This is a genomic window from Stenotrophomonas chelatiphaga, assembly GCF_032054965.1.
In the GTDB taxonomy this organism is placed as follows: Bacteria; Pseudomonadota; Gammaproteobacteria; order Xanthomonadales; family Xanthomonadaceae; genus Stenotrophomonas; species Stenotrophomonas chelatiphaga.
Genome location: NZ_DAMBRS010000005.1, coordinates 204,640 through 231,378, shown reverse-complemented (window position 1 = coordinate 231,378; position 26,739 = coordinate 204,640). Strand labels below are relative to the sequence as shown.

The 26,739-nt window shown below is 67.2% G+C and carries 23 protein-coding genes; 16 read left to right on the top strand and 7 right to left on the bottom strand.

Going from position 1 to position 26,739, the window contains the following annotated elements:
- Positions 1 to 342 precede the first annotated feature (342 nt).
- The 4 genes from prpE to RTX79_RS09590 all read left to right on the top strand — a co-directional run bounded on the left by prpE (position 343) and on the right by RTX79_RS09590 (position 4,922).
- Positions 343 to 2,223, top strand: coding sequence for a propionate--CoA ligase (prpE, locus tag RTX79_RS09605; RefSeq protein ID WP_312683396.1), 1,881 nt, complete (start codon positions 343 to 345; stop codon positions 2,221 to 2,223).
- Between the two features lie 191 nt (positions 2,224 to 2,414).
- Positions 2,415 to 2,906 carry a hypothetical protein gene (locus RTX79_RS09600; RefSeq protein ID WP_312683395.1) on the top strand — a complete coding sequence of 164 codons (492 nt, stop codon included), beginning with the start codon at positions 2,415 to 2,417 and terminating at the stop codon, positions 2,904 to 2,906.
- Positions 2,907 to 3,021: 115 nt separating this feature from the next.
- Positions 3,022 to 4,110 (top strand): suppressor of fused domain protein, encoded by a 1,089-nt coding sequence (locus RTX79_RS09595; RefSeq protein ID WP_312683393.1) that lies wholly within the window; start codon positions 3,022 to 3,024, stop codon positions 4,108 to 4,110.
- 107 nt (positions 4,111 to 4,217) lie between these two features.
- Positions 4,218 to 4,922, top strand: a complete 705-nt coding sequence (locus RTX79_RS09590) for a lytic polysaccharide monooxygenase (protein WP_312683391.1) — start codon at positions 4,218 to 4,220, stop codon at positions 4,920 to 4,922.
- Positions 4,923 to 4,976: 54 nt separating this feature from the next.
- On the opposite strand, the gene RTX79_RS09585 is transcribed toward RTX79_RS09590, so the two are convergent.
- From RTX79_RS09585 to RTX79_RS09570, 4 genes are all read right to left on the bottom strand, one after another.
- A complete protein-coding gene (locus RTX79_RS09585) occupies positions 4,977 to 5,588 on the bottom strand; it encodes a glutathione S-transferase N-terminal domain-containing protein (RefSeq protein WP_057507015.1) in 612 nt (203 codons plus the stop codon).
- Between the two features lie 88 nt (positions 5,589 to 5,676).
- On the bottom strand, positions 5,677 to 6,135 hold the full coding sequence (locus tag RTX79_RS09580) for a cell wall hydrolase (RefSeq protein ID WP_309687808.1): 459 nt from the start codon (positions 6,133 to 6,135) through the stop codon (positions 5,677 to 5,679).
- 299 nt (positions 6,136 to 6,434) lie between these two features.
- Positions 6,435 to 8,465 (bottom strand): NADPH-dependent 2,4-dienoyl-CoA reductase, encoded by a 2,031-nt coding sequence (locus RTX79_RS09575; RefSeq protein ID WP_312683388.1) that lies wholly within the window; start codon positions 8,463 to 8,465, stop codon positions 6,435 to 6,437.
- A 105-nt stretch (positions 8,466 to 8,570) separates the two neighbouring features.
- Positions 8,571 to 9,194 (bottom strand): YczE/YyaS/YitT family protein, encoded by a 624-nt coding sequence (locus RTX79_RS09570; RefSeq protein ID WP_312683387.1) that lies wholly within the window; start codon positions 9,192 to 9,194, stop codon positions 8,571 to 8,573.
- A 480-nt stretch (positions 9,195 to 9,674) separates the two neighbouring features.
- Here RTX79_RS09570 and RTX79_RS09565 point away from each other — a divergent pair, with 480 nt between their 5' ends.
- The 4 genes from RTX79_RS09565 (at position 9,675) to RTX79_RS09550 (ending at position 12,652) form a co-directional block, all read left to right on the top strand.
- Positions 9,675 to 10,766, top strand: coding sequence for an OmpA family protein (locus tag RTX79_RS09565; RefSeq protein WP_312683386.1), 1,092 nt, complete (start codon positions 9,675 to 9,677; stop codon positions 10,764 to 10,766).
- Positions 10,767 to 10,966: 200 nt separating this feature from the next.
- Entirely contained in the window at positions 10,967 to 11,482 is a 516-nt protein-coding gene (locus RTX79_RS09560; protein ID WP_042615057.1) for a hypothetical protein, read from the top strand.
- Between the two features lie 18 nt (positions 11,483 to 11,500).
- On the top strand, positions 11,501 to 12,310 hold the full coding sequence (locus RTX79_RS09555) for a pseudouridine synthase (RefSeq protein WP_428695983.1): 810 nt from the start codon (positions 11,501 to 11,503) through the stop codon (positions 12,308 to 12,310).
- An 84-nt stretch (positions 12,311 to 12,394) separates the two neighbouring features.
- Complete coding sequence (locus RTX79_RS09550) at positions 12,395 to 12,652, top strand: hypothetical protein (RefSeq protein WP_309687789.1); 258 nt, start codon at positions 12,395 to 12,397, stop codon at positions 12,650 to 12,652.
- 83 nt (positions 12,653 to 12,735) lie between these two features.
- Here the strand turns inward: RTX79_RS09550 and kbl are convergent, their stop codons facing one another.
- Positions 12,736 to 13,938: a glycine C-acetyltransferase gene (gene kbl / locus RTX79_RS09545; RefSeq protein WP_312683379.1), complete on the bottom strand. Its 1,203-nt coding sequence runs from the start codon at positions 13,936 to 13,938 to the stop codon at positions 12,736 to 12,738.
- A gap of 199 nt (positions 13,939 to 14,137) precedes the next feature.
- Here kbl and RTX79_RS09540 point away from each other — a divergent pair, with 199 nt between their 5' ends.
- A complete protein-coding gene (locus tag RTX79_RS09540; RefSeq protein WP_057507007.1) occupies positions 14,138 to 14,830 on the top strand; it encodes a TorF family putative porin in 693 nt (230 codons plus the stop codon).
- 197 nt (positions 14,831 to 15,027) lie between these two features.
- Here RTX79_RS09540 and tdh read toward each other — a convergent pair whose 3' ends face one another.
- On the bottom strand, positions 15,028 to 16,062 hold the full coding sequence (gene tdh / locus RTX79_RS09535; RefSeq protein WP_182657610.1) for an L-threonine 3-dehydrogenase: 1,035 nt from the start codon (positions 16,060 to 16,062) through the stop codon (positions 15,028 to 15,030).
- 409 nt (positions 16,063 to 16,471) lie between these two features.
- Between tdh and RTX79_RS09530 the strand changes: the two genes are divergently transcribed.
- From RTX79_RS09530 to RTX79_RS09500, 7 genes are all read left to right on the top strand, one after another.
- The gene (locus RTX79_RS09530; protein ID WP_312683375.1) at positions 16,472 to 18,634 is read left to right on the top strand and encodes a S46 family peptidase; all 2,163 of its coding nucleotides are present in this window, start codon (positions 16,472 to 16,474) and stop codon (positions 18,632 to 18,634) included.
- Between the two features lie 156 nt (positions 18,635 to 18,790).
- Complete coding sequence (locus tag RTX79_RS09525; RefSeq protein WP_057507005.1) at positions 18,791 to 19,432, top strand: histidine phosphatase family protein; 642 nt, start codon at positions 18,791 to 18,793, stop codon at positions 19,430 to 19,432.
- Between the two features lie 23 nt (positions 19,433 to 19,455).
- Entirely contained in the window at positions 19,456 to 20,739 is a 1,284-nt protein-coding gene (gene folC, locus RTX79_RS09520) for a bifunctional tetrahydrofolate synthase/dihydrofolate synthase (protein ID WP_312683373.1), read from the top strand.
- Positions 20,740 to 20,819: 80 nt separating this feature from the next.
- Positions 20,820 to 21,854, top strand: a complete 1,035-nt coding sequence (locus tag RTX79_RS09515; protein ID WP_312683371.1) for an SPOR domain-containing protein — start codon at positions 20,820 to 20,822, stop codon at positions 21,852 to 21,854.
- A 40-nt stretch (positions 21,855 to 21,894) separates the two neighbouring features.
- Positions 21,895 to 22,656, top strand: a complete 762-nt coding sequence (locus tag RTX79_RS09510; RefSeq protein ID WP_312683369.1) for a CvpA family protein — start codon at positions 21,895 to 21,897, stop codon at positions 22,654 to 22,656.
- 69 nt (positions 22,657 to 22,725) lie between these two features.
- Positions 22,726 to 24,192: an amidophosphoribosyltransferase gene (gene purF, locus RTX79_RS09505; RefSeq protein ID WP_312683368.1), complete on the top strand. Its 1,467-nt coding sequence runs from the start codon at positions 22,726 to 22,728 to the stop codon at positions 24,190 to 24,192.
- A gap of 2 nt (positions 24,193 to 24,194) precedes the next feature.
- Positions 24,195 to 25,094: a ferritin-like domain-containing protein gene (locus RTX79_RS09500; RefSeq protein ID WP_312683367.1), complete on the top strand. Its 900-nt coding sequence runs from the start codon at positions 24,195 to 24,197 to the stop codon at positions 25,092 to 25,094.
- Positions 25,095 to 25,146: 52 nt separating this feature from the next.
- Here the strand turns inward: RTX79_RS09500 and RTX79_RS09495 are convergent, their stop codons facing one another.
- Complete coding sequence (locus RTX79_RS09495; RefSeq protein WP_312683366.1) at positions 25,147 to 26,628, bottom strand: DUF2235 domain-containing protein; 1,482 nt, start codon at positions 26,626 to 26,628, stop codon at positions 25,147 to 25,149.
- Positions 26,629 to 26,739 lie beyond the last annotated feature (111 nt).

The window sequence follows — 26,739 nt, the reverse complement described above, 5'->3', positions numbered from 1 at the left end:
AGAACAAAGGCAGGGGTCAGAGTCCTTTCGCGTAGCGAAAGGACTCTGACCCCATCTTTCCTCCTCCGGCCACCAGGGCGCCGCTACCAGGGCCTCCATGGACCTGTCGAAGGTGGGGCGGGGTGGGTTGGCGGGAACGCTCATCCGCATGGATGCGGATGGCGAGCCTACATGGACGTATTTACGGCGATTCCCGCCAACCCACCCCGCCCCGCCCAACCCACACCCCTGCAGGGCTTTTGACGTTGACGTTGACGTTGACCTACGACCAAGGTCGGGGCGTTCGCACCGCGGCTGGCGCTCTATGCTCGATCCCATGACTTTGTCTGGGAGGGCTGTGTCATGGACTACGAAGAAACCTACCGCCGTTCGATCGACGAGCCGGAGGCATTCTGGGGCGAAGAAGCCAATCGCATCTACTGGCACAAGCCGCCACGGCAGGTGCTCGACTACAGCAATCCGCCATTCCGGCGCTGGTATGTCGGTGGCGAAACCAACCTCTGCTACAACGCCGTCGACCGCCACCTGGCCGAACGTCCCGACCAGCTCGCGCTGGTCGCGGTGTCCAGCGAAACCGGCACCACGCGCGAAATCACCTATCGCCAGCTGTACCGCGAAGTGAACGATTTCGCCGCCGTGCTGAAGCGGCTGGACGTCGGCCATGGGGACCGCGTGGTCATCTACATGCCGAACATGGCCGAGGCGGTCTTTGCCATGCTCGCCTGCGCCCGCATCGGTGCCGTGCACTCGGTGGTGTTCGGCGGCTTTGCCGCGCACAACCTGGCCCTGCGCATCGACGATGCACGGCCGAAGCTGCTGATCGCCGCCGATGCCGGCATGCGGGGCGGCAAGCTCATTCCCTACAAGGGCATGGTCGATGCGGCCTGCGCCGAAGCGCAGAATCCGCCCCCGCATGTGCTGATCGTGTCGCGCGGGCTGGACCCGGCCGAACCGCGCCAGGCGGGGCGCGACGTGGACTACGCCACCCTGCGTGCCGAGGTCGGGGAGGTCGATGTACCCGTCCAGTGGCTGGAATCCAGCGAGCCGAGCTACCTGCTGTATACGTCCGGCACCACCGGCAAGCCGAAAGGCGTGCAGCGCGATGTCGGTGGCTATGCGGTGGCGATGGCCCAGTCGATGCAGACCGTGTTCGACTGCCAGCCGGGCCAGGTGATGTTCTCCACCTCCGACGTCGGCTGGGCGGTGGGGCACTCCTACAACGTATATGGGCCGCTGATCGGCGGCTGTACGTCGCTGCTGTACGAAGGGCTGCCGACCAACCCGGATCCGGGCATCTGGTGGGCGCTGTGCGAGCAGTACAACGTGCGCACGCTGTTCTCCTCGCCGACCGCGATCCGCGTTCTGAAGAAGCACGACGTCGACTTCATCCGCCGGCATGACCTGAAGGCGCTGAAGTACATCTTCCTGGCTGGCGAGCCGCTGGACGAGCCCACCGCCCACTGGGCCAACGAAGCGCTGGGCAAGCCGATCATCGACAACTACTGGCAGACCGAAACCGGATGGCCGGCGCTCACCCTGCTGCCGGGACTGGACATGAAACCGGTGCGCTTCGGCTCGCCCGGGTTCCCCAACCTGGGGTACCGGATGAAGGTGATCGACGAGAACACCGGGGTGGAGGTCGCGCCGGGGCAGAAGGGCGTGCTGGTGATGACCCCGCCGCTGCCGCCGGGCTGCATGAGCACGGTCTGGAATGACGATGCGCGTTTCCTGCAGAGTTACTTCAGCCACTTCAAGGAGTTGCTGTACAGCTCGCTGGACTGGGCGATCCGCGACGAGGATGGCTATACCTTCATCCTGGGACGCACCGACGATGTGATCAACGTTGCCGGCCACCGCCTGGGGACGCGCGAGATAGAAGAAGCGATCTCCGGTCATCCGCGCGTGGCCGAGGCGGCCGTGATCGGGGTCAAGGACGAACTCAAGGGGCAGGTGCCGCTGGTGTTCGTGACCCTCAAGCAAGGCCTCAACGGTGAAGATCCGGCGCCGGTGGTGGCGGAAATGATGGCGGCGGTGACCGCCTCGCTGGGCGCGGTAGCGCGGCCGGCGCACATCCACGTGGTCAACGCACTGCCCAAGACCCGCTCCGGCAAGCTGCTGCGGCGCTCGCTGCAGGCCCTGGCAGAGCAGCGTGATCCGGGCGACCTGTCCACCCTGGACGACCCGGCGGCCTTGGATGAGATCCGGCGCGCACTGGGACGCTGAACCGTCCGCGGGGACAGGAGGCGGCAATGCTCCGCTCCCCGCGCAAAGGGCGTGTTGCAGTGCAGCTCCGCCGGCTGCCCGACTGCGCTAAGCTCGGCCTGTCATCGCGCTGCCACACAGCGCCGCGCCTGGGGGATCAGGCGTGGCTGCCGCAGTCGAGGGCATTGGGAGTCCAGACAGGGGGAACACCGATGGCGCTGCTGCATGCCAAGACGGCCGCTGGCCGTCAGGAAATCGATGATCGCGCGCGGCGCTTGCCAGCCGCCCTCCGATCAATTCTTTTGATGGTCGACGGCCAGCGCGATGATGATGTCCTGCGTGCGCTGCTGCCGGGCCTGCGTGCACCGCCGGACGCACTGGAACAACTGGCCGCACAGGGACTGATCGAGAAGGTCGGTGGCACGGCGGCGCCGACACGCCCCCCGGCGCTGACCGAAGGTCGCGGCCAGGACCCGGAGCTGTATCGCATCCTCCACGACTGGATGAGTGCATCGGTGCGCCGCCACCTCGGCCTGAAGGGGTACTTCATGCAGTTGAAGATCGAGCGCTGCACCGATGCGGCGGCGCTGGAGCAGCTGCTGCCGGACATGGTGGCGGCCATCGGCAAGGCCCGCAGCAGCGCGCTGGCCTCGCGGTGGCTGGATGAAACACGACAACAGCTCGAACCGGTAGCGATCAGCTAGCGGGTGAAAGGATCGGCCCAGGATGCATGTAAGGTTCAATCGAACTGACGCATTTTGCCTGCGTGTCGGCGGCCAGCTGGGCTAAAGTGAGCGCCCGGGTCGTCCAGGTTCCATCGTGCAGATTGCTTCCGCTTCCGAGCGTACCACCACCATGACGGACGACAACGGTACGCCTGGCTGGGATGCCATCAGCCAGGCCTTGGGTGAAGTGCATCCCCGCCAGGTGCCACGTCACTTCGGCACGGCGCTGCCGTGGACCCTCGGCGGCAAGGACCCGCTGGATGGGGTCAGCGTCTACTGGAGTGAACAGGGTCGCCCGCATTGGCACTACGTCAGCTACGGGCTGTCGGAACTGTTCGACAAGGAAAGCGACGACGCCGAGGTCAGCGGCTTCGGCTTCGAACTGACCTTCCGGCTGGCTGCTGCAGCGGGCAGCACCGAGGCGGACAGCCCGCCGACCTGGCCGATGAGCCTGCTGCAGAACCTGGCGCGCTATGTGTTTCAGACCGGCAACGTGCTGGAGGCGGGCCATCACCTGGACGCCAACGGACCGATTGCCGCCGATCACGCCACGGCACTGCGCCACCTTGCCTTCATCGAAGACCCGCAGCTGCCACCGCGCGATACCCCTAACGGCCGTCTGCAGTTCCTGCAGGCAGTGGGCCTGACCGATGACGAGCACGCCGCGATCCTGCGCGGATCGACCGGCGCTGTGCTGGAGGCGCTGGAACCGGTCATGCCCTTGTGGATCACCGACCTCGGCCGCGCCTGTGCGCTGTCCAATGCCGAGCTGGCCGCACGCGTCGCTGCAGGTTCCCAGGCGCAGGGCGCGGCCACCGGCCTGCTGCTCGTGGAGATGCTGGACTGGCAGGACGGCGATGCGTCCGGCAGCACCACCCTGGTGCTCGGGGCAGGGCAGGCCGAGCCCCTGCGGGAGCTGCTGGAAGTACGCCTTGCTGCTGGCCTGCCGCTGGAGATCGTCGGCCCGCGCAAGCGCTGGACGTTTGAACGGGGCGAGCAGGACCGCATGCAGGGCGATGACCTGCAGCGGACCTGCGTGCTTTCGCCGGGCGCGTGGGAGTGCCTGCGGCTGGCGCTCAGGCCCGTGGCCAACGTGACTCGGATCTCCGATGTGCTGTCGATCGACATCCGGCGTTCCTGTCTTCGCGACAGCGAAGGAAAACCCCTGCGCTTCATCGGCTGAAACTGCCGCAGCGTGCCGCGGGGTATCCCTGGCGATTCGCCCCGGTGGGCAAGGTGCAATGTCCGTGCGGCCATCGTCCGGTCGCGTCTGAGACAGGAATGCAGCCCATGAAGCGTCAAGTGGATGGCAGCGCCGTTTCGATCCTCCTCGTCGTGGCCGTGGCTGTAGTCGGCGCGCTGGCTCCCTGGCGCCACGCACACGCCCACGGCGCGCTCGCCTCGCCCATCGCCCGGCAATACCTGTGTTTCCAGGAGCGCGGTTACGACTGGCCCGCCGACGGCAGTGGGATACCCGGTGCGGACTGCCGACAGGCTTACCGCGAGACAATGGATCCATGGCCGTTCCAGCAGTGGAACGAGCTGTCAGCGAATCCGCAGGACATGGGCGACACCCTGGAAAAGATCAAGGCGGCCGTTCCCGATGGGCTGCTGTGTGCCGGCGGCGATGTGCGCAAGCGCGGCCTGGACCAGGCTACCCAGCCCTGGAGGGCCCAGCCGGTCACTCCCGATGCGCAGGGGCGGCTGGAGCTGGTGTGGGACCTCACCCAGGCGCACAACCCGTCGTGGATGAGAGTATTCCTGTCCAAGCCGTCGTATGACGGCAGCCGGGCGCTGCGCTGGGACGACCTGGAAGAAATCTACAACGACGATGCGCCGCAATCCGTGCCGGGCACGCCGTATCCGACATACACCGTGAAGGTGCCCCTCCCTGCGGACCGGACCGGCCGCGCCGTGCTGTACCACTACTGGCAGCGCGACGATGCCGGCAACGAGGGCTTTTTCAACTGCACCGATATTGATATCCAGCGCTGAGCGGCCGGCCTGCGCGGGGCAGCATTGCCGCGCGCGGGTCCGGCAGGCCGGGGCTCAGGCCAGCCCTTCAGCCTGCAAGGCGGCCTGCACGCCGGCGTCGGCATCCATGCGCTTCTTGTACGCGGCAAGATGCTCCAGGCCGGACAGGTCGACCTTCGCCGCAGCGGCCCAGCGCAGCGTGATGTAGAAGTAGGGATCGGCAAAGCTGCGGAATCCCGCCAGCCATGGCTTGTCGGCCAGCTGCGCATCGGCCTGTTCGAAGATCCCGCGCAGGCGCTTGTGCGCGGCCGCAGCCAGTGCTTCCTTCTGCCCTTCATCGGCCAGGAACTTGCCCGGCGCAAACAGCGGGGAGAACGCCGGGTGCACGTCGGAATTGACGAAGGACAGCCAACGGGCCGCTTCGGCACGCTGGCGCGGACTGCCATCGCCTGCCAGGCCTGCCTGCGGATGGGTATCGGCGATATAGCCCATGATCGCCGCGTTCTGGGTCAGCACGAAATCGCCATCGACCAGCGCGGGCACCGAACCGACCGGGTTGATCTTCAGGAACGCCGGGCTCTTCAGGGATTCACGATCCAGCAGTTCAACCTCGAACGGCTGGCCGGTCCATTGCAGGGCGATGTGGTCGGCGGTGGAACAGGCACCGGGCTTGCTGTACAGCTTCATGGGAACTCCGCGCGGGATAGGTGGCATCAGGCCAACACTATCGCGGAGCCTGCAGCGCGCGGCAATGACGCGCTGGCACAACAGTCCGTTACGACTGGCGCGGCTTGAGGCTCTGCACCTTGTAGAAGGTGTGATCGCCGATGGTGGCGACCTGGTAGGCATTGCGCCAGCTCGGGCTGGCGATCGACAGCGCCGCGAAGTGGCTGGCACCGGGCACGATCTCCTTGCGCTCGCTGACCGGCAGCGCCCAGTTGCGTTCGGCATCGAAGGCAACGCTCATTGCTTCGCGCCATGCGGCGTCATTGGCCAGCTGGGTACCGGGGGCGACGATGGTCGGGGCAAACTGCTTGCGCGCCGTCACCACCTGGCACATCGAGTCTCCCCACAGGCCGCTGTCACGGCGACGCAGGGCCACTTCGGCGACGGCCTGCTGGCCACGCACGGTCTGGTCGCGGGCTTCCAGGTAAACGGTCGTGCTCAGGCACAACGAATCAGCGGCCGGCTGCGGCAACAACTGCGACAGCCAGAGAATCCAGGCCAGTTTCATATAACTCCTTGCTCCGTATGGGCCGGACCTGGCGGTTCCGTCGGCGTCATGGCCGGCAGAGGCGGGGGTACGACTTGGCGTCATGGGGAGGCGACCATCGGGGTCACCCCGTGGGCGGCCACGAAGAGTGATCGACGATCGATCAGGCGGGCCGCACCTGCTCACCGGAACTGGGTGGTGAGCGGGAAAGTTGGCGCAAGGTAAGGGGGTATTTCGCAACGCATCCTGAATCAATCGGGTTGACATTCAGGTTCGGGGCAGGGTCGGAAAGCGAATCCGAGTGCCCCTATTCATGTTCCTCAGAGGGCCGCAGCGACCCGGCTGCCCTGGTCGATCGCACGCTTTGCATCCAGTTCCGCGGCGACATCGGCACCGCCGATCAGCTGCGCCACGATGCCGGCAGCAGCGAGCTCGTCGCGCAGGCTGCGGTTCGATTCCTGACCCGCGCAGATCACTACGTGATCGACATCCAGCAGCTGTTCCACACCCTCCACGCGGATATGCAGGCCGGCATCGTCCACGCCCAGGTACTCCACGCCGCCCAGCTGGGTCACGCCCTTGGCCTTCAGCGTGGCGCGGTGGATCCAGCCGGTGGTCTTGCCCAGCCTGGCGCCCGGGCGTCCGGCACTGCGCTGCAGCAGCCAGAGCTTGCGCGGGGAAGGAACCACGACGGGGCGGGCGAGCGCGCCGCGCGATTCAAAGCTCGGGTCCACGCCCCATTCGGCCATCCAGCTCGCCGTGTCCAGCGACGGCGACGGGCCCGCATGGCTGAGGAATTCGCCGACATCGAAGCCGATGCCGCCGGCGCCGATGATCGCCGCGCGCGGCCCCACCCTGACGCGACCGAGCAGCACGTCCAGGTAGTCCACCACCTTGGCGTGCCCGGCACCGGGAAAATCGACCTTGCGTGGCAGGATGCCGGTGGCCAGCACCACCTCGTCGAAGCCGGCCAGCGCGGCGGCTCCGACGCGGCTGCCGAGCCGCAGCTGCACCCCGGTTTCCTCCAGCTTGTGGCGGAAGTAACGCAGGGTCTCGTGGAACTCTTCCTTGCCCGGGATCCGCTTGGCCACGTTGAACTGGCCACCGATCTCGTCGTGCGCGTCGAACAGGGTGACGTGGTGGCCGCGCTCGGCGGCGACGGTCGCGCAGGCCAGGCCGGCCGGTCCCGCACCCACCACCGCGATGCGCCGCGGCGTTGCGGTGGGGCGATACACCAGTTCGGTTTCGTGCGCGGCGCGCGGATTGACCAGGCAGCTGGCCAGCTTGTTTTCGAACACGTGGTCCAGGCAGGCCTGGTTGCAGGCAATGCAGGTATTGATGCGTTCGGGGCGGCCGGCACGTGCTTTGTTGGGCCACTGCGGATCGGCCAGCAGCGGACGCGCCAGCGACACCATGTCGGCGCCGCCGCTGGCCAGGATCCGTTCGGCCACGTCCGGCATGTTGATCCGGTTGGTGGCCACCAGCGGTACGTTGACGTGTGGCTTGAGCTTGGCCGTCACCCCGGCGAAGGCGCCGCGTGGCACCGAGGTGGCGATGGTCGGAATGCGCGCTTCGTGCCAGCCGATGCCCGTGTTGATCAGGGTGGCGCCGGCCGCTTCGATGGCCTGCGCCTGGGCGATGATTTCCTGCCAGTTGCTGCCATCGCTGACCAGGTCGACCAGTGACAGCCGGTAGATGATGATGAAGTCCGGGCCGCAGGCGTCGCGGATGCGGCGCACGATTTCCACTGAGAATCGCATGCGCTGCGCGGCGTCGCCGCCCCACTGGTCGGTGCGGGTGTTGGTGCGCGGGGCGACGAATTCGTTGATCAGGTAGCCCTCCGAGCCCATCACTTCCACGCCGTCGTAGCCGGCATCGCGGGCCAGCCGCGCGCTGCGCGCGTAATCGGCGATGTGCCGGTCCACGCCGCGGCTGGACAAGGCGCGCGGGGTGAACGGATTGATCGGTGCCTTCAGCTTCGACGGCGCCACCGATAACGGGTGGTAGGCATAGCGACCGGCATGCAGCAACTGCAGGCAGATCTTCGCCCCGTGCTGGTGGGCGGCTGCCGTGAGCTGGCGATGCGGGCGCACTTCCCATGGCCAGCTGAGCTTGCCGCCGAACGGCTTCAGCCAGCCGACCACGTTGGGCGCGAAGCCGCCGGTGACGATCAAGCCGACGCCGCCTTCGGCGCGCTCGGCGAAATAGGCGGCCAGGCGTGGGAAATCCCGGGCGCGGTCTTCCAGCCCGGTGTGCATGGAGCCCATCAGGATCCGGTTGCGCAACTGGGTGAAGCCCAGGTCGAGCGGGGTGAACAGGTGGGGGTAGGCGCTGTCGCTGGCTGGCGTCATCGTGGATACGCTTGCGTACGGAAGCGCCCAGCGTGCCGTGAATCGGCCTGCGTCGCAAGACGCGCTGCCGCAGCAAGCAGCCGGCGTTCGCCAACCGGGCGCGGGTCAGGCCGGTGGAATCACCGCCGGTGCCGCGCGCGGGGGCTTGCCGATGCCGAACCAGCCCAGCGTCATCCCGCACAGCGGCCCGATCAGCAGGGCAAAGGCCAACGTTCCCGGACCCACGTTTCCACCCAGCAGCCAGCCCACCAGCAACGCGCTGCCTTCAATCAGGCTGCGCACCTGCCAGATCGGCCAGCCGCTGCGGGCGTGCAGCCCGGTCATCAACCCATCGCGCGGGCCAGGTCCGAGGCGGGCGCCGATATACAGGCCGGTGGCTACGGCGATCAGCAGCAGCCCACCCGCAAACAGCGGCAACCGCAGCGACAGGCTTTCCACCACAGGCAGCAGCCACAGCCCGAACTGCGCAGCCGGACCGATCAGCAGCACGTTGAGCACGGTGCCCAGTCCTGGCTTCTGTCGCAGCGGCCACCACAGCAGCAGGACCACGGCCCCGATGACATTGGTGGCCAGCCCGAAGGACAGCGGCGTGTGGGCTGCGATGCCCTGTGACAGCACATCCCACGGCGCAACGCCGATGGCGGCCCGCACCATCAGCGAAATCCCGAAGCCATACAGGAAAAGGCCGGCAATCAACTGGATGAGGCGAAGCGGCAGGGAAGTGGGCATGGCACCAGGCCTCGGAGCGTCTGGTGCCACGATAGGTCGTGTAAATGTCGAGGAACAGGTACAGCGATGCGGAACTTACGCAGCACAGTGTCGCAATGTGACCGGGCAAATACCCCTCGCGCTCCGTCGTGATCAGCGCGTTGTCGCCGTTCAGACTTGCCAGATGCATAAAGTTCCTCACGGCGCAGGCTGCCGGATGAACCCTTGACTTTCTGCCAAAGCAAAATGTTGCGGTGCGAGACTGAAGCCCGGTAAAACCCTTGCCAGGCCTGCCTGTTGCGGTTTTTCATGATCCTGTATAGGGTGCAACCGCCGGTCCGGTGGAGGCCCGGCGCCCGTTTTTCACATGTTACGGGACTGTTAACATGGCCTTCACTCCCCTGAGCATAATGTTCGCGGCGGTGGCGTGCTGAATCGGCTGTCGTAGTGCTGGCCCATGCCTCTACCGGTTTCATACCCCCGATATAGGAGCTGTACTCAATGAACAAGAAGATCCTTACCGCCGCGCTGCTGGGTGGTCTGGCTTTCGCCCAGGCTGCTTCGGCACAGGAGTTTGACGACCGCTGGTACCTGACCGGTTCGGCTGGTTTCAACTTCCAGGACAGCGACCGCACCACCAACGATGCTCCGTTCGTCACCCTGGGCCTGGGCAAGTTCATCAGCCCGAACTGGTCGCTCGACGGTGAGCTGAACTATCAGAACCCGAACTTCGACGCCAACCAGGACCTGAACTGGTCGCAGTACGGCGCCTCGCTGGACCTGCGTCGCCACTTCGTGCAGGAAGGCCGTGGCTGGAACCCGTACCTGCTGTTCGGCCTGGGCTACCAGAAGTCGGAAGAAGAGTTCGCTGCTGTCGACGCCAATGGCCCGCGTGAGCGCAAGGACGGCAACTTCGCCGCCAAGCTCGGCGCCGGTCTGCAGACCACCTTCGACAAGCGCGTTGCCGTGCGTGCCGAAGTGGCCTACCGCGCTGACTTCGACGACAAGAGCGTTGCCGCTCCGAGCGAAGACTGGTTCGGCGACGTGCTGGCTTCGGTCGGCGTCGTGATTCCGCTGGGACCGGCTCCGGTCGCTGCCGTGCCGGCTCCGGCTCCGGTTGCTCCGAGCTGCGCCGACCTGGATGACGACGGTGACGGCGTCAACAACTGCGACGACAAGTGCCCGGATTCGCAGCCTGGCCAGACCATCGGTCCGGACGGTTGCCCGGTCCCGGTCTCCATCGACCTGAAGGGCGTGAACTTCGACTTCGACAAGGCCAACCTGCGTCCTGACGCAGTTGCGATCCTGAGCGAAGCCTCGCAGATCCTGACCCGTTACCCGGATCTGAAGGTTGAAGTTGCTGGTCACACCGACTCGAAGGGTTCCGACGAGTACAACCAGAAGCTGTCCGAGCGTCGTGCTACCGCCGTGTACAACTACCTGACCTCCAACGGCGTTGCTGCTTCGCGCCTGCAGGGCCCGGTCGGTTACGGCGAGAGCCGCCCGATTGCTCCGAACACCAATGCTGATGGTTCGGACAACCCGGAAGGCCGTGCGAAGAACCGTCGTACCGAGCTGAACGTCCAGAACTAAGTTCTGACGTTTCACCGGTAAGACACACAGCAGGACCCGGCTTCGGCCGGGTCTTGTTGTTTCTGCGCTATGGCGATCTACCGTTTATCCGAAAAAAACAAAAAAACCAATGAGTTGGCGTATTCATTGAATGTAGGATCTTGAAAGCCGTTGTGTCGCTGTTAAACTCGCGCCACTCCCTACTTTTCTGGATGCTCCTCATGCTGCGCACTGCATCGGCCGTCGTCCTGGCCCTGGCCCTGGTTCCCGCCGCCCACGCTGCCGTGGACTGCTCGGTCTCGGCCAGCAGCGCCCCGCTGCCGTTGCCGGCCACCGCGATCGCACCGGTGGCGAGCGAGCTGTTCACCCGCAATTCGCGCCTGGGCATGCCCGCCGGCGTATTGACCACCAATTACGAACAGGCTCAGTCGCTGGACAGCGTGCTGCGTCGCCTGCGTATCGAAGGCTGCCAGAACGTGGCCAAGGCCATGCCGAGCGCACCGGCGGTGAGCCCGAACGACCCGGCCGCCTACAAGCCGCAGACCGCATTCGACAACACGCCGTGGCGCTTCGACATGAGCCAGAACGGCAAGCGCATGACTGCCGAAGAGTTCGACGCCTGGATGAAGGCGCGTGGCGTGCGCGTGGTCAAGGCACGCCCGGTACCGGCCACCGCGGTCGCTCCGGTTGCCCCGGTGGAAGCCTCCGCCGAGACCAAGCCGGCTGACAAGAAGTAAGTGGGGGCAGGGCAGGACATGCGGCCACCGCGCCCACCTGCCCGTCCCTCTGCCCGTGCCCGCCCGATGGGCGCGCGCGCGGTCCCGGCACCAGGCGGAGGCGTTCGCCATGGGCTGGCACGCGTGCTGTCCAAGGCAGGCCTGTGTTCGCGCACTGAAGCCGCGCGCTGGATCGCCGCTGGCCGCGTCAGCGTGGATGGACGCATCGTCCGCGATGCTGAGTTTCCGATCCAGGCCGGCCGCCAGCAGGTGCGCGTGGACGGCCAACCGCTGGATGCCGCGCCGCGGATCTACCTGATGCTCAACAAGCCGCGCGGCCTGGTCACCACGGTGCAGGACGAGCAGGGCCGCGATACGGTCTATCGCTGTTTCGACGGCGCCGGACTGCCATGGCTGGCGCCGGTCGGACGCTTGGACAAGGCCAGCGAAGGGCTGCTGCTGTTCAGCAATGACCCGCAGTGGGCGGCCGCGCTGATGGATCCGGCGACCGGCCCGGACAAGACCTACCACGTGCAGGTGGATGGCATTCCGGACGCGCCGATGCTCGCCGCATTCTGCGCCGGCATCGAGGATGAAGGCGAGTTCCTCACCGCGCGCGCGGTGACGCTGCTGCGCACCGGCGAAAAGACCAGCTGGCTGGAAGTGACGCTGGACGAAGGGCGTAATCGCCATATCCGCCGCCTGCTGGCGGCATTCGACCTGCAGGTGCTGCGGCTGGTCCGCATCGGCATCGGCGGGCTGCAGCTCGGCGAACTGCCCAAGGGCCAGTGGCGGATGCTGCAGATGGAAGACCAGCGGCAACTGGAGGCCGCTGCAGGACCGGGCTGAGACCCGCGGCCGACGCCTGGCGTCGGTCCCGCTCCGGGCGCAAGGGGGGCCCGGCTTTGCATTTACTGAAAGAGGTATCCCACCGTGTTGCGTTCCCTGACCTCTCCGCTGCGCCTGGCCCTGCTGCTGCCCTTGGCGGCCCTGGCCGCCTGCAGCCACAAGAAAGAACTGGCCAAGGCCCCGCCACCACCGCCGCAGGACATCATCGAAGTACGCGTCCCCGAACTGGACGGGCGGGGCAGCTACCGCTTCAACATGAGCGAAGGCGACAAGAAGATGTCCGCCGACGAGTTCGACGCCTGGATGAAAGCCAACGGCATCCGCGTCGCCAAGGGCCGCTGACCCAAAAAAGGGGACGGAGGGCATTAAGTCGTATCCAGCCCGTACCGGCCGGATACGACTTAATGCCCTCCGTCCCCTTTTTGTCAGATCACCCCGAGTTCGCGGCCGATGCGGGTGAAGGCGTCGATGGCGCGGTCCAGGTGTTCGCGGGTGTGCGCGGCGCTGATCTGCGTGCGGATGCGCGCCTGGCCCTTGGGCACCACCGGGAAGAAGAAGCCGATCGCGTAGATGCCTTCTTCGAGCAGGCGCTCGGCGAACTTCTGCGCCAACGGTGCGTCGTACAGCATCACCGGGCTGATCGGGTGCACGCCGGGCTTCACGTCGAAGCCGGCCGCGACCATTTTTTCGCGGAAATACGTGGTGTTGGCCACCAGCGTTCCGCGCAGGTCGTCAGCGGCGGCCAGCATCTCGAAGGCCTTGATGCCGGCGGCCACCACGTGCGGCGGCAGCGAGTTGGAGAACAGGTACGGGCGCGAACGCTGGCGCAGCAGTTCGATCACTTCGGCCTTGGCCGTGGTGAAGCCGCCCAGCGCCCCGCCCATCGCCTTGCCGAGGGTGCCGGTGATGATGTCGATCTTCTCCAGCACGCCCTTCACTTCGGCCGAACCGCGGCCGGTGGCGCCCAGGAAGCCGGTCGCATGGCATTCGTCGATATGCACCAGCGCGCCGTACTTCTGTGCCAGCGCGGTGATCTCGTCCAGCGGGGCGATGAAGCCGTCCATCGAGAACACGCCGTCGGTGGTGATCAGCTTGGTCCGGCAGCCGGCCGCGTCGGCTGCCTGCAGCTGCGCTTCCAGATCGGCCATGTCGCAGTTGGCGTAGCGGAAGCGCTTGGCCTTGCACAGGCGCACGCCGTCGATGATCGAGGCGTGGTTGAGGCTGTCGGAAATGATCGCATCCTGCTCGCCCAGCAGCGGCTCGAACAGGCCGCCATTGGCATCGAAGCAGGCCGCATACAGGATGGTGTCCTGCTTGCCGAAGAAGCCGGCGATCTGCGCTTCCAGCTGTTTGTGCAGGTCCTGGGTACCGCAGATGAAGCGCACCGACGCCATGCCGAAGCCGTGGCTGTCCAGCGCGTCCTTCGCAGCCTGGACCAGGTCCGGATGGTCGGCCAGGCCCAAGTAGTTGTTGGCGCAGAAATTCAGCACCGTGCGGCCGTCTTCCAGGGTGATCTCCGCCGACTGTGGGCTGGTGATGATCCGCTCGGACTTGAACAGGCCCTGGGCGCGGATGGCGTCCAGTTCCTCGGCGTAATGGCGGGTCAGGTCAGGCGAGGATTCGGTCATGGCGGCAGCATGGCTCAACACGGGAAAACGAGGATTTTACCTGCCCCGGCCACGGAAGGGCGGCGGGGCAGGGAGCACGAACGTGTTGCGTTGCAATATCAAACAGGTTAAAAAACCGTGAACCGGATGGATTCGTGCAGCCGGTCCGCGCCACGCCCCATGTCCCTCCTCCCCCGCCATTGCCCCTTCGGAGACGCCCATGAAGCACGCCGTCCGTTGTCTTGCCGCTGCTGCTGTCCTGTCCCTCGCCTCGTTCGCCGCCAGCGCGCAGGAAGCGGAGTCGCCCTACAGCTGGAACGTCACCGCCGTGTCCGATTACGTCTTCCGTGGCGTGTCGCAGACCGACGAAGATCCGACCCTGCAGGCCGGCTTCACCTACACCAGCCCGGTTGGCCTGTATGCCGGTGTGTGGGGATCGGGCGTGGACTTCGGGCCGGGCGACCCGAGCACCGAAGTGGACTTCCTGATCGGTTACGGCTTCGACGTCACGGACAACGTCAACTTCGACGTGCTGTTCAACCGCTACACCTACCCCGGTGCCAGCGAGCTCAACTACAACGAGCTGATCACCACCACCACCTTCGCCGAGCAGTACAAGCTCACCGTGGCCTACACCAACGACCTGTCCGGTTCGGATACCAAGAGCTGGTATTACGCCGTCGGGGGGGAGTGGGCGCTGCCGCAGGAGTTCACCCTGGCGGCCAACGTCGGACGCACCTCGCTTGAGACCGATTTCGGCAAGGACTACACCGATTTCAACATCGGCGTCAGCCGTCAGTTCGGCCTGTTCAACCTCGGCCTGGGCTTCCACGGCACCGATGGCGCCGGCCGTGACAACAATGGCTACCTGGCCGACAACCGCGTGGTGTTCACCGTCGGCGTCGGCAAGTAAGCAGGCTGCGCCCGCAGGCGCAGCTCGATCGCAGCCAGTGCACTACGAAGAAGGCGCCCTTGCGGGCGCCTTCTTCAATTGCTGTACCTGTGTTCCCGCTGGAGTGGAGCCCCCTTGATGTTCAAGGGCGCGCGCCGACAGCCGCGGGGACAAGGAAACATGCGCGGACTGATCCGGCGTGCCGAAGGCACGACGAATCAGTTCCAGCTCAGCACCACCTTGCCGGCCTTGCCTTCTTCCATCAGGTCAAAGCCCTTCTGGAAGTCATCGATCGGCAGCTGGTGGGTCATCACCTTGCCGAGCGGGAAACCGGACAGCACCAGCTGGGTCATCTTGTACCAGGTCTCGTACATCTTGCGGCCGTAGATGCCCTGCACGGTCAGGCCCTTGAAGATGATCTTGTCCCAGTCGCAGCCCGCGCCCCGCGGCATGATGCCGAGCATGGCGATCTTGCCGCCGTGGTACATGCAGTCCAGCATGTCGTTGAACGCACGCGGGTTGCCGCTCATTTCCAGGCCCACGTCGAAGCCCTCCATGTGCAGTTCCTTCATCACGTCCTTCAGCGACTGGTTGGCCACGTTCACCACGCGCGTGGCGCCCATGTCGGCGGCCAGCTTCAGGCGGAAATCGTTGACGTCGGTGACCACCACGTTGCGCGCGCCGATGTGCTTGCAGATGCCGGCGGCGATGATGCCGATCGGGCCGGCACCGGTGATCAGCACGTCCTCGCCGATCACGTTGAACTCCAGCGCGCAGTGCGCGGCGTTGCCGTAGGGATCGAAGAAGGCGGCCAGCTCGGACGGGATCTGGTCCGGGATCGGCCACAGGTTGGTGGCCGGCATCACCATGTATTCGGCAAAGGCGCCGTTCACGTTGACGCCGATGCCGACGGTGTTCGGGCACAGGTGCTGGCGACCGCCCCGGCAGTTGCGGCAGTGGCCGCAGACGATGTGGCCTTCGGCCGAAACGCGCTGGCCGACCTCATAGCCGGTGACCGCACTGCCGAGCGCAGCGACGCGGCCGACGAACTCATGGCCGATGGTCAGGCCGGGCTTGATGGTGCGCTGGCTCCATTCGTCCCACAGGTAGATATGCAGGTCCGTCCCGCAGATGGCGGTCTTTTCCAGCTTGATCAGGACCTCGTTGGGACCCGGCACCGGCACCGGCACTTCTTCCAGCCAGATGCCCTTGGCGGCTTCGCGCTTGACCAGCGCCTTCATCGTTTGTGCCATCTCGGTGGAACTCACAGGGGGAAAGATGGCGCGGATTATAAAGCCGCCAGCGCCCGCGCCATGTTGCAGCGCGGGCCGGCCGACGCAAAACCGCCAAACATGGCCGTCGCTACCCAGGCCACCGGTCACCTGTCGAAGGCGGGGCGGGGTGGCTGTGCAGGACCGTCTTTTCGCATGGATGCGAAAAGCGAGCCCCCATGGACGGGTTAACGGCGTGTCCTGCACAGCCACCCCGCCGCGCCAGCACGCAGCCCCGGCTTTTGACCTTGACGTCCCGCCAGCACGCCGCCCCGGCTTCTGACCCTGACGCGCCGCTAGCCCGCAGGCATGGCGACCATGACCTCCGGGCATCCTGCCGGAGCCGGGCGGCGGGCTAGAATCGATGGTTCCATTACCCAAGGGCCGCTTCATGCGCTCGAACCTGCTTGCTTTCTCCATCGTCGCCAGCCTTGGCCTGGTCCAGGTCGCCCATGCCGCAGAAGGCATGTGGGTGCCGCAGCAGCTGCCGGAAATCGCCGGTCCGCTGCAGAAGGCCGGCCTGAAACTGTCCGCCGAGCAGCTGGCCGACCTGACCGGCGACCCGATGGGCGCGGTGGTCGCGCTGGGCGGCTGCACCGCCAGCTTCGTCTCCCCGCAGGGCCTGGTGGTCACCAACCACCACTGCGCCTACGGCGCCATCCAGCTGAACTCGACCGCCGAAAAGAACCTGATCAAGGACGGTTTCAACGCCCCGAAGACCAGCGACGAACTCAGCGCCGGCCCCAACGCCCGCGTGTACGTGCTCGACCAGATCACCGACGTGACCACCCAGGCCAAGGCCGCCATCGCCGCGGCCGGCAACGACCCGCTGGCCCGCACCCGCGCGCTGGATGCCTTCGACAAGTCCCAGGTCGCCGCCTGCGAGGCCGACGCTGGCTTCCGCTGCCGCCTGTACAGCTTCTCCGGTGGCAACACCTACCGCCTGTTCCGCAACCTGGAAATCAAGGACGTGCGCCTGGTCTACGCGCCCCCGGGCAGCGTCGGCAAGTTCGGTGGCGACATCGACAACTGGATGTGGCCGCGCCACACCGGCGACTTCTCCTTCTACCGCGCCTACGTCGGCAAGGACGGCAAGCCGGCCGCCTTCGCCGCCGACAACGTGCCCTACCAGCCCAAGCATTTCCTGAAGTTCGCCGACCAGCCGCTGGGCGCCGACGACTTCGTGATGGTGGCCGGCTACCCGGGCCGCACCAACCGCTACGCACTGGCCGGCGAGTTCAACGAAACCGCTGACTGGACCTATCCGACCATCGCCCGCCACTACAACGCGGTGCTGAAACTGATCGAAGATGCCGGCAAGGCCGACGCCGACGTGAAGGTGAAGTACGCCGCCACTGCGGCCAGCATGAACAACGTCGCCAAGAACTACGCCGGCCAGCTGGAAGGCTTCAAGCGGATCGACGCGGCCGGCCAGAAGCAGGCTGAAGAGGCCCAGGTGCTGGCCTGGCTGAAGCAGCAGGGCACGGCCGGCAAGCCGGCGCTGGCCGCGCATGCGCAGCTGCTCAAGCACCTGGATACCAGCAAGTCCACGCGCGAGCGCGACCTGTTCGTCAACCAGTTCAACAGCACCTCGGCGGTGGGTTCGGCGATCACCCTGTACCGCACCGCGATCGAGCGCAGCAAGCCGGACGCCGAGCGCGAAGTCGGCTACCAGCAGCGCGACCTGCCGACCATCGAAGGTGGCGTGCGCCAGATGGACCGCCGTTACGTGGCGAAGATGGACCAGCAGCTGCAGCAGTACTGGCTGGACCAGTACGTGGCCCTGCCGGCCGCGCAGCGCGACAACGCGGTGCTGAACCAGTGGCTGGCCGGCAGCGATGCCAACGCGGTCAAGGCACTGGTCAACAAGCTGGGCGGCACCCGGCTGGGCAGCCTGGACGAGCGCCTGAAGTGGCTCAGCGCCGACCGCGCCGCGTTCGAAGCCAGCACCGATCCGGCCATCCAGTACGCGGTGGCGGTGATGCCGGCGCTGCTGAAGCAGGAAGGACAGAAGAAGATCCGCGAAGGCGAATCGCTCAGCGCGCGTCCGCTGTACCTGCAGGCCGTGGCCGACTACAAGAAGAGCCAGGGCGGGTTCGTCTATCCCGACGCCAACCTGTCGCTGCGCATCACCTTCGGCAATGTCATGGGCTACGGCAAGGACGGCGTGAACTTCACCCCGTTCACCACGCTGGAAGGCGTCGCCGCCAAGGAAACCGGCGAAGACCCGTTCGATTCGCCGAAGGCGCTGCTGGATGCGGTCAAGGCCAAGCGTTATGGCGGCCTGGAAGACAAGCGCATCGGCTCGGTGCCGGTCAACTTCCTGTCCAACCTGGACATCACCGGCGGCAATTCCGGCTCGCCGGTGCTGGACGCGCACGGCAAGCTGGTCGGCCTGGCCTTCGATGGCAACTGGGAGTCGGTCAGCTCCAACTGGGTGTTCGACCCGGTGATGACCCGCATGATCGCCGTGGACAGCCGCTACATGCAGTGGATCATGCAGGAAGTGGCGCCGGCACCGCAGCTGCTGAAAGAACTGAACCTGTCGCAGTAACCGGGCGCGGGGCCAGGTCCGCTGGATCTGGCCCCACGGCCGTGGCGTTCCGCACGGCAGGGCTTCAGGCGGAGCGGTTATGATGGCGCTCCGGCGCGGTTTCACAGGACGTGAACGAAACGCCGGACCTCCTCCCCCCAAGGACCCGTACCCCGCATGCGCATCCTGCTTGCCCGTCATGGCGAAACGCCGTGGAACGCCGAAGGCCGTTACCAGGGCCAGATCGATATCCCGTTGTCGCCGATCGGCGAAGCCCAGGCGCAGGCGCTTGGCGAGCGCTTGAAATCCGTGGACATCACCCGGGCGGTGGCCTCGCCGCTGTCGCGTGCACAGCGCACGGCCCAGCTCGCACTGGGAGCCCGCGCCGACATGCTGCTGACCGAACCGGAGCTGCAGGAAATCGCCCACGGCGAGTGGGAAGGCCTGCTGGCCAGCGAGATCCATGAAAAAGACCCGTCGCGCCTGCGCGCGTGGCGCGAAGAACCGGATACCGTGCTGATGCCGGGCGGCGAATCGCTGCGCCTGGTGCTTGACCGCAGCTGGCGCGGCCTGGCGCGTGCCGCCGAAGGCCTCGGCGAGGACGACACCCTGCTGGTGGTCGCCCACGATGCGGTCAACCGGGTCATCCTGTGCCGGATCCTCGGCCTGCCGATCAGCCGCCTGTGGAGCTTCCGCCAGGCACCGACCACGCTGAACCTGCTGGAAGGCCCGGACATCGAACAACTGGAAGTGGTGCGCATGAACGACTGCGCCCACCACACGCCGTTCTTCGGCGAAGCCAAGCACCGCGCCCTGTAACCGAAACGATTGGACGTCCCACCGTGACTGCACTGCCCACTACGCTCAGCGACTGGCTCGTCTTCATTGAACGCCAGCACCCGGCCACCATCGACATGGGACTGGAGCGCGTGCGCACCGTTGCCAGCGCCCTGCAGCTGGGCGTGCCCGCGCAGCGCACCATCACGGTGGGCGGGACCAACGGCAAGGGCTCCACGGTGGCCTTCGTCGAAGCGATCGCGCGCGCGGCCGGCTGGAAGGTCGGCGCCTATACCTCGCCGCACCTGCTGCGGTACAACGAACGCGTGCGCATCAATGGCGAAGAGGCCAGCGATGACGCGCTGGTCGCGGCCTTCAGCGCGGTCGAAGCCGCGCGCGGCGAGACCACGCTGACCTACTTCGAATACGGCACGCTGGCGGCCCTGTACCTGTTCACGCAGGCCGGACTGGACCTGGCGGTGCTGGAAGTCGGGCTGGGTGGCCGCCTGGATGCGGTGAACCTGATCGACGCCGACGTGGCTGTCATCACCACCGTGGACATCGATCATGCCGACTGGCTGGGCGATGACCGCGAAAGCATCGGCCGCGAAAAGGCCGGCATCCTGCGTGGCTGGAAGCCGGCGGTGCTGGGCGAGATCGATCCGCCGTCCAGCGTGCTGCGGCGGGCGTACCTGATCGGCGCCAACGCGATCCGCGCCGGCAGTGATTACTTCAATGAACCACTGGATGCGCAGACCTGGGCCTGGCGCGATGTCGCCGTGCGCCTGGAGTTGCCGATGCCGTCGCTGGCGGGCCCGGTGCAGCTGGCCAATGCCGGTGCAGCGATCGCCGCGCTGCGCTCGCTGGAGCTGCCGCACGGTCGCTCGCTGCCGCGCAGCGCGTACGCCGAAGGCGTTGCCGCCGCGCAGATCGCCGGACGGCTGCAGCACTTCCAGCGTGACGGTATCAGCGTGCTGGTGGACGTGGGCCACAACCCGCAGGCGGCCACCGCGCTGGCCCGCGCGCTGCAGGCCGAACCGATCAGCGGGCGTACCCTGGCGGTGTATGCGGCGCTGCAGGACAAGGACGCGGTGGGCGTCGTGCAGGCGCTGGGCGAGGTCGTCAGCGCATGGACCGTGGCCGGGCTGGACGGCTCGCGCGGCCAGGATGCCGCGGCGCTGGCCGCCCGCCTGGCCGGCACCGTTGCCGCCGACGCCGCCCGCGCCGATTCGGTGGCCGACGCACTGGCCCAGGTGCTGGCCCAGGCAGGGCCGGGCGACCGGGTGCTGGTGTTCGGTTCGTTCCATACCGCGGCCGAGGCGCTGGCCTGGTTGAAGACCGCCGCCTGATCACCGTTCAGCCGTTGCCGACGCTGCATCACGGCGGGACCGTATAATCATCGGCAGTTCCCACCTGTTGCCTGCCATCCGTGGATACGTCCCTGAAACAGCGTCTGATCGGTGCCATCGTCCTGGTGGCCCTTGCCGTGATCTTCCTGCCGATGCTGGTGACCGGCCCTGCCCGCAACAGCAGCGCCGACAGCGTGCCGCTGGAAGTACCCGGCGCGCCGGCCAATGCCCAGTTCGAAACACGCGAGCTGCCGCTGGCCGCTCCGGCGGGGGGCGACAGTGGCCTGCGCGGTGCCGCGCCGCTGCAGGAACCTGCCGCCAATGCCGCCGCCACCGTGGATACCGGCCCGGCCGTGGCCGCCGGCAACTTCGCGGTCAGCTTCGGTGCCTACGCCAGCAAGGCCGACGCCGATGCGGTGATCGCGCACCTGAAGGGCGCGCAGCTGCCCGGCTTCAGTGAAACCGCCACGATCAACGGCAGGCAGGCCTGGCGCGTCCGCGTCGGTCCCTTCGTCGACCGCGCCCAGGCCGAATCGGCGCGCCTGCAGGCAGTGAAGATCCGCAGCGACGTGCGCGCCGAAGTGGTGACCCTGGACGCCAATGCCGAGGGCGCCGCCGCGACCGCGCAGGCACCGGCGGCCACCACCACGCCGCTGGGCGGCAACCCGGTGCAGACCCAGGCGCTGCCGGAAAGCGCCGCTGCCACGCCGGCCCCGGCGACCGCGCCGCCCGCGCCGAAGCCCGAACCGAAGCCGACCCCGGCGCCGGCTGCGGAAACCAAGGCGGTGGCCGCCAAGCCGGCAACGCCGGCCCCAGTCCCGGCCGCGAAACCCGAAGTGAAGCCTGAAGTGAAGGCGCCGGCCGCACCGGCCGCCAGCGGCGTCGGTTTCGCCGTGCAACTGGGGGCGTTCGGCCAGGCCGCTGATGCCAACGCGCTGCGCGACAAAGTGCGCGCCGCCGGCTTCAGCGCCTTCGTCGACCAGGTCCGTACCGACAAGGGCGTGCTCAGCCGGGTCCGTGTCGGGCCGGTCGCCAACCGTGCCGAGGCCGACCAGCTGAAGGCGCAGGTCGCCGCCCGCGTCGGCGTGGCCGGCATGGTCAGACCGCACCCCTGATGCCCACTCCCGGCCAGGACGCCCAAGGGAACCCGCCCGCATGATCGATATCGTGCTGGCCTGCGTGATCGCCCTCTCGACCCTGCTGGGGTTCGTGCGGGGCTTCGTCGGCATCGTGGTCGGCACCCTGTCCTGGCTGCTCGCCGGCTGGGCCGCCTTCCTGTTCGGCAACGACGTGGCCCATCTGTGGTCGGCGCCGGCACAGCCGGGCAACGGCCATCTGGTGGGCGGCTATGTGACGGTGTTCCTGGCCGTGCTGATCGCCGTCACCGTGCTCGGCATGCTGGTCCGCGCCGGGCTGCGCATGGCGCTGCTGGGCGGTGCCGACCGCATGCTCGGCGGCGCGCTGGGCCTGGTGCGTGGCGGCTTCATCAGTGCGGTGCTGCTGTTGATGGCTACCTTCACCCCGCTCACCGCCGAACCGGCGTGGCAGCAGTCCCACCTGCGTGCGGCGCTGCAGCCGGTGGTGGGGTGGATGGACGCCCAGCTGCCGGACGTTTCCCGGCCGATGCAGCACATCGAACGGATGGTGCCCAAGGGCCTGCCGTCGTCGTTGGATGGGCTGGTACCGGCCGGCTTGCCCTTGCCGTCCAACGGTTCGTCCCCATTTGCAGAAAGCCTGTTGGGAAAGCCGACCGCGACAGGCGATAATGGTGTCCTCGGCGAGGTGGTGGCGGGACGCGGATGGCCGCGTAACGTGGACCCGGCCAGGGGCGCGGCGAGCGAGTCCGCAAACGCCCCGGCACTGCCCGCGAACATCGAGTCGGCGCCCGAGCGTCCAGATCCTGCCGCTGTCCCGTAAGGCGGCTCCCCCGGCCAGGCACGGCCAACATCCCTGTAGATGGGCACAGCCCAGCGGAGATAACGCAACATGTGTGGCATCGTCGGAATCGTCGGCAACCAGAACGTCGCCGGGCAGCTCTATGACGGCCTGACCGTCCTCCAGCATCGTGGCCAGGACGCGGCGGGCATCGCCACCGTCGACGGCACCCGCCTTCGCGTGCAGAAGGCCAACGGCCTGGTCCGCGACGTGTTCGACGCGCGCACCATGTCCACGCTGGAAGGTCGCGTCGGTATCGCCCACGTGCGCTACCCGACCGCCGGTTCGGAGGGCATGGACGAGGCGCAGCCGTTCTACGTCAATTCGCCTTACGGCATCGCGCTGGCGCACAACGGCAACCTGATCAACACCGAAGACCTGCGTCGCCAGGTATTCGAACAGGATCGCCGCAACGTCAACACCGATTCGGACAGCGAAGTACTGCTGAACGTGTTCGCCTACGAACTGGATGCACAGAAGCAGCTCACCCCCGAAGCGGCGATCCGCGCGGTCTCCCACGTGCACCGTCGCTGCAAGGGCGGCTATGCGGTGGTCAGCGTGGTGCTCGGCCTGGGCCTGGTGGCCTTCCGCGATCCGCACGGCATCCGTCCGCTGGTGCTGGGCAAGCGCAGCCACGCCGAAGGCGATGAATACATCGTCGCCTCCGAGTCGGCCGCGCTGGACGTGCTGGGCTTCCAGCGCGTGCGCGACGTGCAGCCGGGCGAAGCACTGGTGATCACCGCGCGCGGCGAGTTGTTCTCGGAAATCTGCGCCGAGCCGGCCGAACACACGCCGTGCATCTTCGAGTACGTGTATTTCGCACGCCCCGATTCGATGATCGACAACGTGTCGGTGCACAAGGCGCGCATGCGCATGGGCATCAAGCTGGGCGAGAAGATCCTGCGCCTGCGCCCGGACCACGACATCGACACCATCATCCCGATCCCGGACACCTCGCGCGATGCCGCGCTGGAGATCTCCAACGTGCTCGGGGTGAAGTACCGCGAAGGCTTCATCAAGAACCGTTACATCGGCCGCACGTTCATCATGCCGGGCCAGGGCGAGCGGGTGAAATCCGTGCGCCGCAAGCTCAACCCGATCCACCTGGAATTCCGCAACCGCGTGGTGCTGCTGGTGGACGACTCGATCGTGCGCGGCACCACCAGCCAGCAGATCGTGCAGATGGCGCGTGACGCCGGCGCACGCAAGGTCTACCTGGCCAGCGCCGCGCCGCCGGTGCGTTACCCCAACATCTACGGCATCGACATGCCGGCCGCTGAAGAGCTGGTCGCGCACAACCGCAGCATCGAGGAAATCGAAGCGCACCTGGGCTGTGACTGGCTGATCTACCAGGACATCGAAGACATGGAAGCGGCGGTGAGCGAGGGCAATCCGGCGCTGCGCAACTTCGATTCCTCGTGCTTCAACGGCCATTACCCGACGGGCATCGAGCCGGGCTACTTCGAACGCATCCAGCAGCTGCGTTCGGACGACGCCAAGCACAAGCGCCGCGCCTGAGCGTGAGCGCCACGGCTCCATGCGACGTCGATTGCGCTGACGTCGCCGGTGACCTGCTGCGCGCTGCGCAGCAGTGCCTGGCCGAGGCCGACCCGCTGCGCAAGGTGGCCCTGACCCAGGCCCATGCCGCCGCGTTCCGTGCCGGCCGGCTGAAGCTGCCGGCCGATGCGCCGGCGCCCGAGCCGATCCGCATGCCCGGGCGTCCGGCCACCCTGCAGCAGGTGCACCCGCGTGACGTGCCACGGCGCAAGCTCGGCGGTGCGGAAGGGCGCGCGCGTTTCATCCATGCCATCGCGCATATCGAACTCAACGCGATCGACCTGGCGTGGGATGCGGTGTACCGCTTTCGCGGCCTGCCGGCCGCCTATCTTTCGGACTGGGTGAGCTGCGCCGACGACGAGTCGCGGCATTTCATGCTGCTGCGCGAACGGCTGCAGGCGCATGGCCACGACTATGCCGATTTCCCCGCACACAACGGGCTGTGGGAAATGTGCGAAAAGACCGCCCACGACGGACTGGCGCGCATGGCGCTGGTGCCGCGGGTGCTGGAAGCGCGTGGCCTGGATGTCACCCCGGGGCTGATCGCCAAACTGCGGGGCTGCGGCGACGAGGAGACGGCCGACGTGCTGGAGATCATCCTGCGCGAAGAAGTCGCCCACGTGGCGGCGGGTACCCGCTGGTACCGCTGGTACTGCGAACGTGCCGGGGTGGAGCCGCGCGCCCGCTTCCGGCAACTGCTGGTCGAATACGCCGGTGGTTACCTGCACGGCCCGTTCAACATCGAAGCCCGCCTGCTGGCGGGATTCGATGCCGATGAACTCGCCGAGCTGGTGGAACAGGCCGGCAACCCCGCTGCGCTCGCCGAGCATGGCTCGGCGCCATCGAACCCGCCTTCTGCGTAACGCATCCGGGATGCCGGCCGCGCAGGGCACGCCGACACCGCACCTCTTCGCATCAGGCGTTGCGCAGCACGACGCGCTGGCCATCGGCGGTGGGGCGGTTGATGTAGAACAATCCCGGGCCCGGGCGATACGGCAGCTCGCTGACCCCGGCATCGGCGGCGTAGGTCAGCGCGGTATCGCCCAGCGCGTCGAAATTCCAGTGCGCCGACTGCATCAGGTAGCGCTGCGTGAGCAGCCGTTCCTGTGCGCCATCCAGCGCCTGGCCGGCCATCAACGCGGTGGCGATGCCGCGCAGTTCGCCCGGCAATGCCGCATCCAGGGAAGTATCGGACGCATCGGTCCAGCGCACGCCCGCCTCAGCGGCGCGCGCGTGCATCAGGCGCAGCGCGATGAGCTGGTAACGCCAGTCGATCGGGCGCTTCAGCACGACCGCCGAATAGACGAACAAGGTGGGTGTGGGCAGCACGCTGGGGCTTCCGGCCTGGCGCTGGCGCACCCACTGGTGCCACGTGTCCACCCATACCGCAGTGGCATCCAGCCCCAGCTGCTGCTGCCAGCGAACGGCGTCGGCCAGCGCGCGCTGGTGGCTTTCGGTGCGATGCAGCCAGTTCCGCGACGGCACGGCGAACTCGGCCAGCCCATGCCGTCGCAGCTGCGTACTGCGTGGCCGGGTCAGCAGCTTGGGGCCTTCTTCGGTCTGGTCATAACCGCCGCCGATGTTGGCATGCACGCCGGGCAGCCGGATCTCTTCGTGGTCCGGTGCCACCGTGGTCAGGGCAAAGTGCTCGCGATGTTCGTCGCGTGCGCTCAGCTGCAGCACCTTGCCGGCAATGCCCGCGGGCAGGTGCAGGCGCAGCGGTTGTTCAGCGCGCCCGCCCTTGACCGCCACCACGGTATCGAACAGCCCGATGAAACCGATCACCGGGCGGCGCAGGGCGAACGCCGGATCCACGTGCAGGCCGGCTTCGCGCAGCAGTCCCTGCCAGTGCGGTGATCCCCACGCGTCGATCTGGTTGGCGGCATCGCGTGCCGCTGCGGCACCGCGCGAATAGCCGAACAGATCCACCCGGACGCCGCGCAGCGGCTGCTGCCAGTGCCGTGCGAGCTGCGCCAGCGCGGCGGGGAGCTGGTCCTGCAGCGCCCGGTTGATCTTCGCGCGAACGCCGCTGGCGCCCACGCCGAACGCAAGCCCGATCAGGTCGTCGGCCTGGCCGTCACGGGTTCCTGTGCCTTCGGTATAGATGGCCACCGACGGGGTGGCCGCGCCGGCCATGCGACCGTCGGGGTACAGCGCATGCAGCCGCGCCACGTTGGTCAGGCCATTGCTGAAGCTGCTGGTGATGCGGCTGTGGTACGGCGAGGCATCGTCGGCCCGCCATGCCGGCGCCAACGCCTGCGCCGGCGCGTTGTGGTCAGTGCCGGAAGCGCGCCCGCGCGCCAGGTTCAGCGCGTTGTTGCGCGTGCCGTCGAAGAACAGGCCAATCCGCAGCAGGCCGTCACTGCGTGTGCTGCCGTCCTCTCGCACTGTACTCATGGCCACCCTCCCGTGGACGGACAGTAGCGCGGCGCCGGGCCCAGGGGAAGCCGGCCAGGCCCGTGGTAACGACCACGAGGACACGTCTGTAATGCCACGGCGGTCACTCTT

Bases quoted from the DNA above. Each gene is read 5' to 3' on its own strand.
- prpE (WP_312683396.1), top strand. From the start codon at position 343: ATGGACTACGAAGAAACCTACCGCCGTTCGATCGACGAGCCGGAGGCA.
- RTX79_RS09600 (WP_312683395.1), top strand. From the start codon at position 2,415: ATGGCGCTGCTGCATGCCAAGACGGCCGCTGGCCGTCAGGAAATCGAT.
- RTX79_RS09590 (WP_312683391.1), top strand. From the start codon at position 4,218: ATGAAGCGTCAAGTGGATGGCAGCGCCGTTTCGATCCTCCTCGTCGTG.
- RTX79_RS09585 (WP_057507015.1), bottom strand. From the start codon at position 5,588: ATGAAGCTGTACAGCAAGCCCGGTGCCTGTTCCACCGCCGACCACATC.
- RTX79_RS09580 (WP_309687808.1), bottom strand. From the start codon at position 6,135: ATGAAACTGGCCTGGATTCTCTGGCTGTCGCAGTTGTTGCCGCAGCCG.
- RTX79_RS09575 (WP_312683388.1), bottom strand. From the start codon at position 8,465: ATGACGCCAGCCAGCGACAGCGCCTACCCCCACCTGTTCACCCCGCTC.
- RTX79_RS09570 (WP_312683387.1), bottom strand. From the start codon at position 9,194: ATGCCCACTTCCCTGCCGCTTCGCCTCATCCAGTTGATTGCCGGCCTT.
- RTX79_RS09565 (WP_312683386.1), top strand. From the start codon at position 9,675: ATGAACAAGAAGATCCTTACCGCCGCGCTGCTGGGTGGTCTGGCTTTC.
- RTX79_RS09560 (WP_042615057.1), top strand. From the start codon at position 10,967: ATGCTGCGCACTGCATCGGCCGTCGTCCTGGCCCTGGCCCTGGTTCCC.
- RTX79_RS09555 (WP_428695983.1), top strand. From the start codon at position 11,501: ATGCGGCCACCGCGCCCACCTGCCCGTCCCTCTGCCCGTGCCCGCCCG.
- kbl (WP_312683379.1), bottom strand. From the start codon at position 13,938: ATGACCGAATCCTCGCCTGACCTGACCCGCCATTACGCCGAGGAACTG.
- RTX79_RS09540 (WP_057507007.1), top strand. From the start codon at position 14,138: ATGAAGCACGCCGTCCGTTGTCTTGCCGCTGCTGCTGTCCTGTCCCTC.
- tdh (WP_182657610.1), bottom strand. From the start codon at position 16,062: ATGGCACAAACGATGAAGGCGCTGGTCAAGCGCGAAGCCGCCAAGGGC.
- RTX79_RS09530 (WP_312683375.1), top strand. From the start codon at position 16,472: ATGCGCTCGAACCTGCTTGCTTTCTCCATCGTCGCCAGCCTTGGCCTG.
- RTX79_RS09525 (WP_057507005.1), top strand. From the start codon at position 18,791: ATGCGCATCCTGCTTGCCCGTCATGGCGAAACGCCGTGGAACGCCGAA.
- RTX79_RS09510 (WP_312683369.1), top strand. From the start codon at position 21,895: ATGATCGATATCGTGCTGGCCTGCGTGATCGCCCTCTCGACCCTGCTG.
- purF (WP_312683368.1), top strand. From the start codon at position 22,726: ATGTGTGGCATCGTCGGAATCGTCGGCAACCAGAACGTCGCCGGGCAG.
- RTX79_RS09495 (WP_312683366.1), bottom strand. From the start codon at position 26,628: ATGAGTACAGTGCGAGAGGACGGCAGCACACGCAGTGACGGCCTGCTG.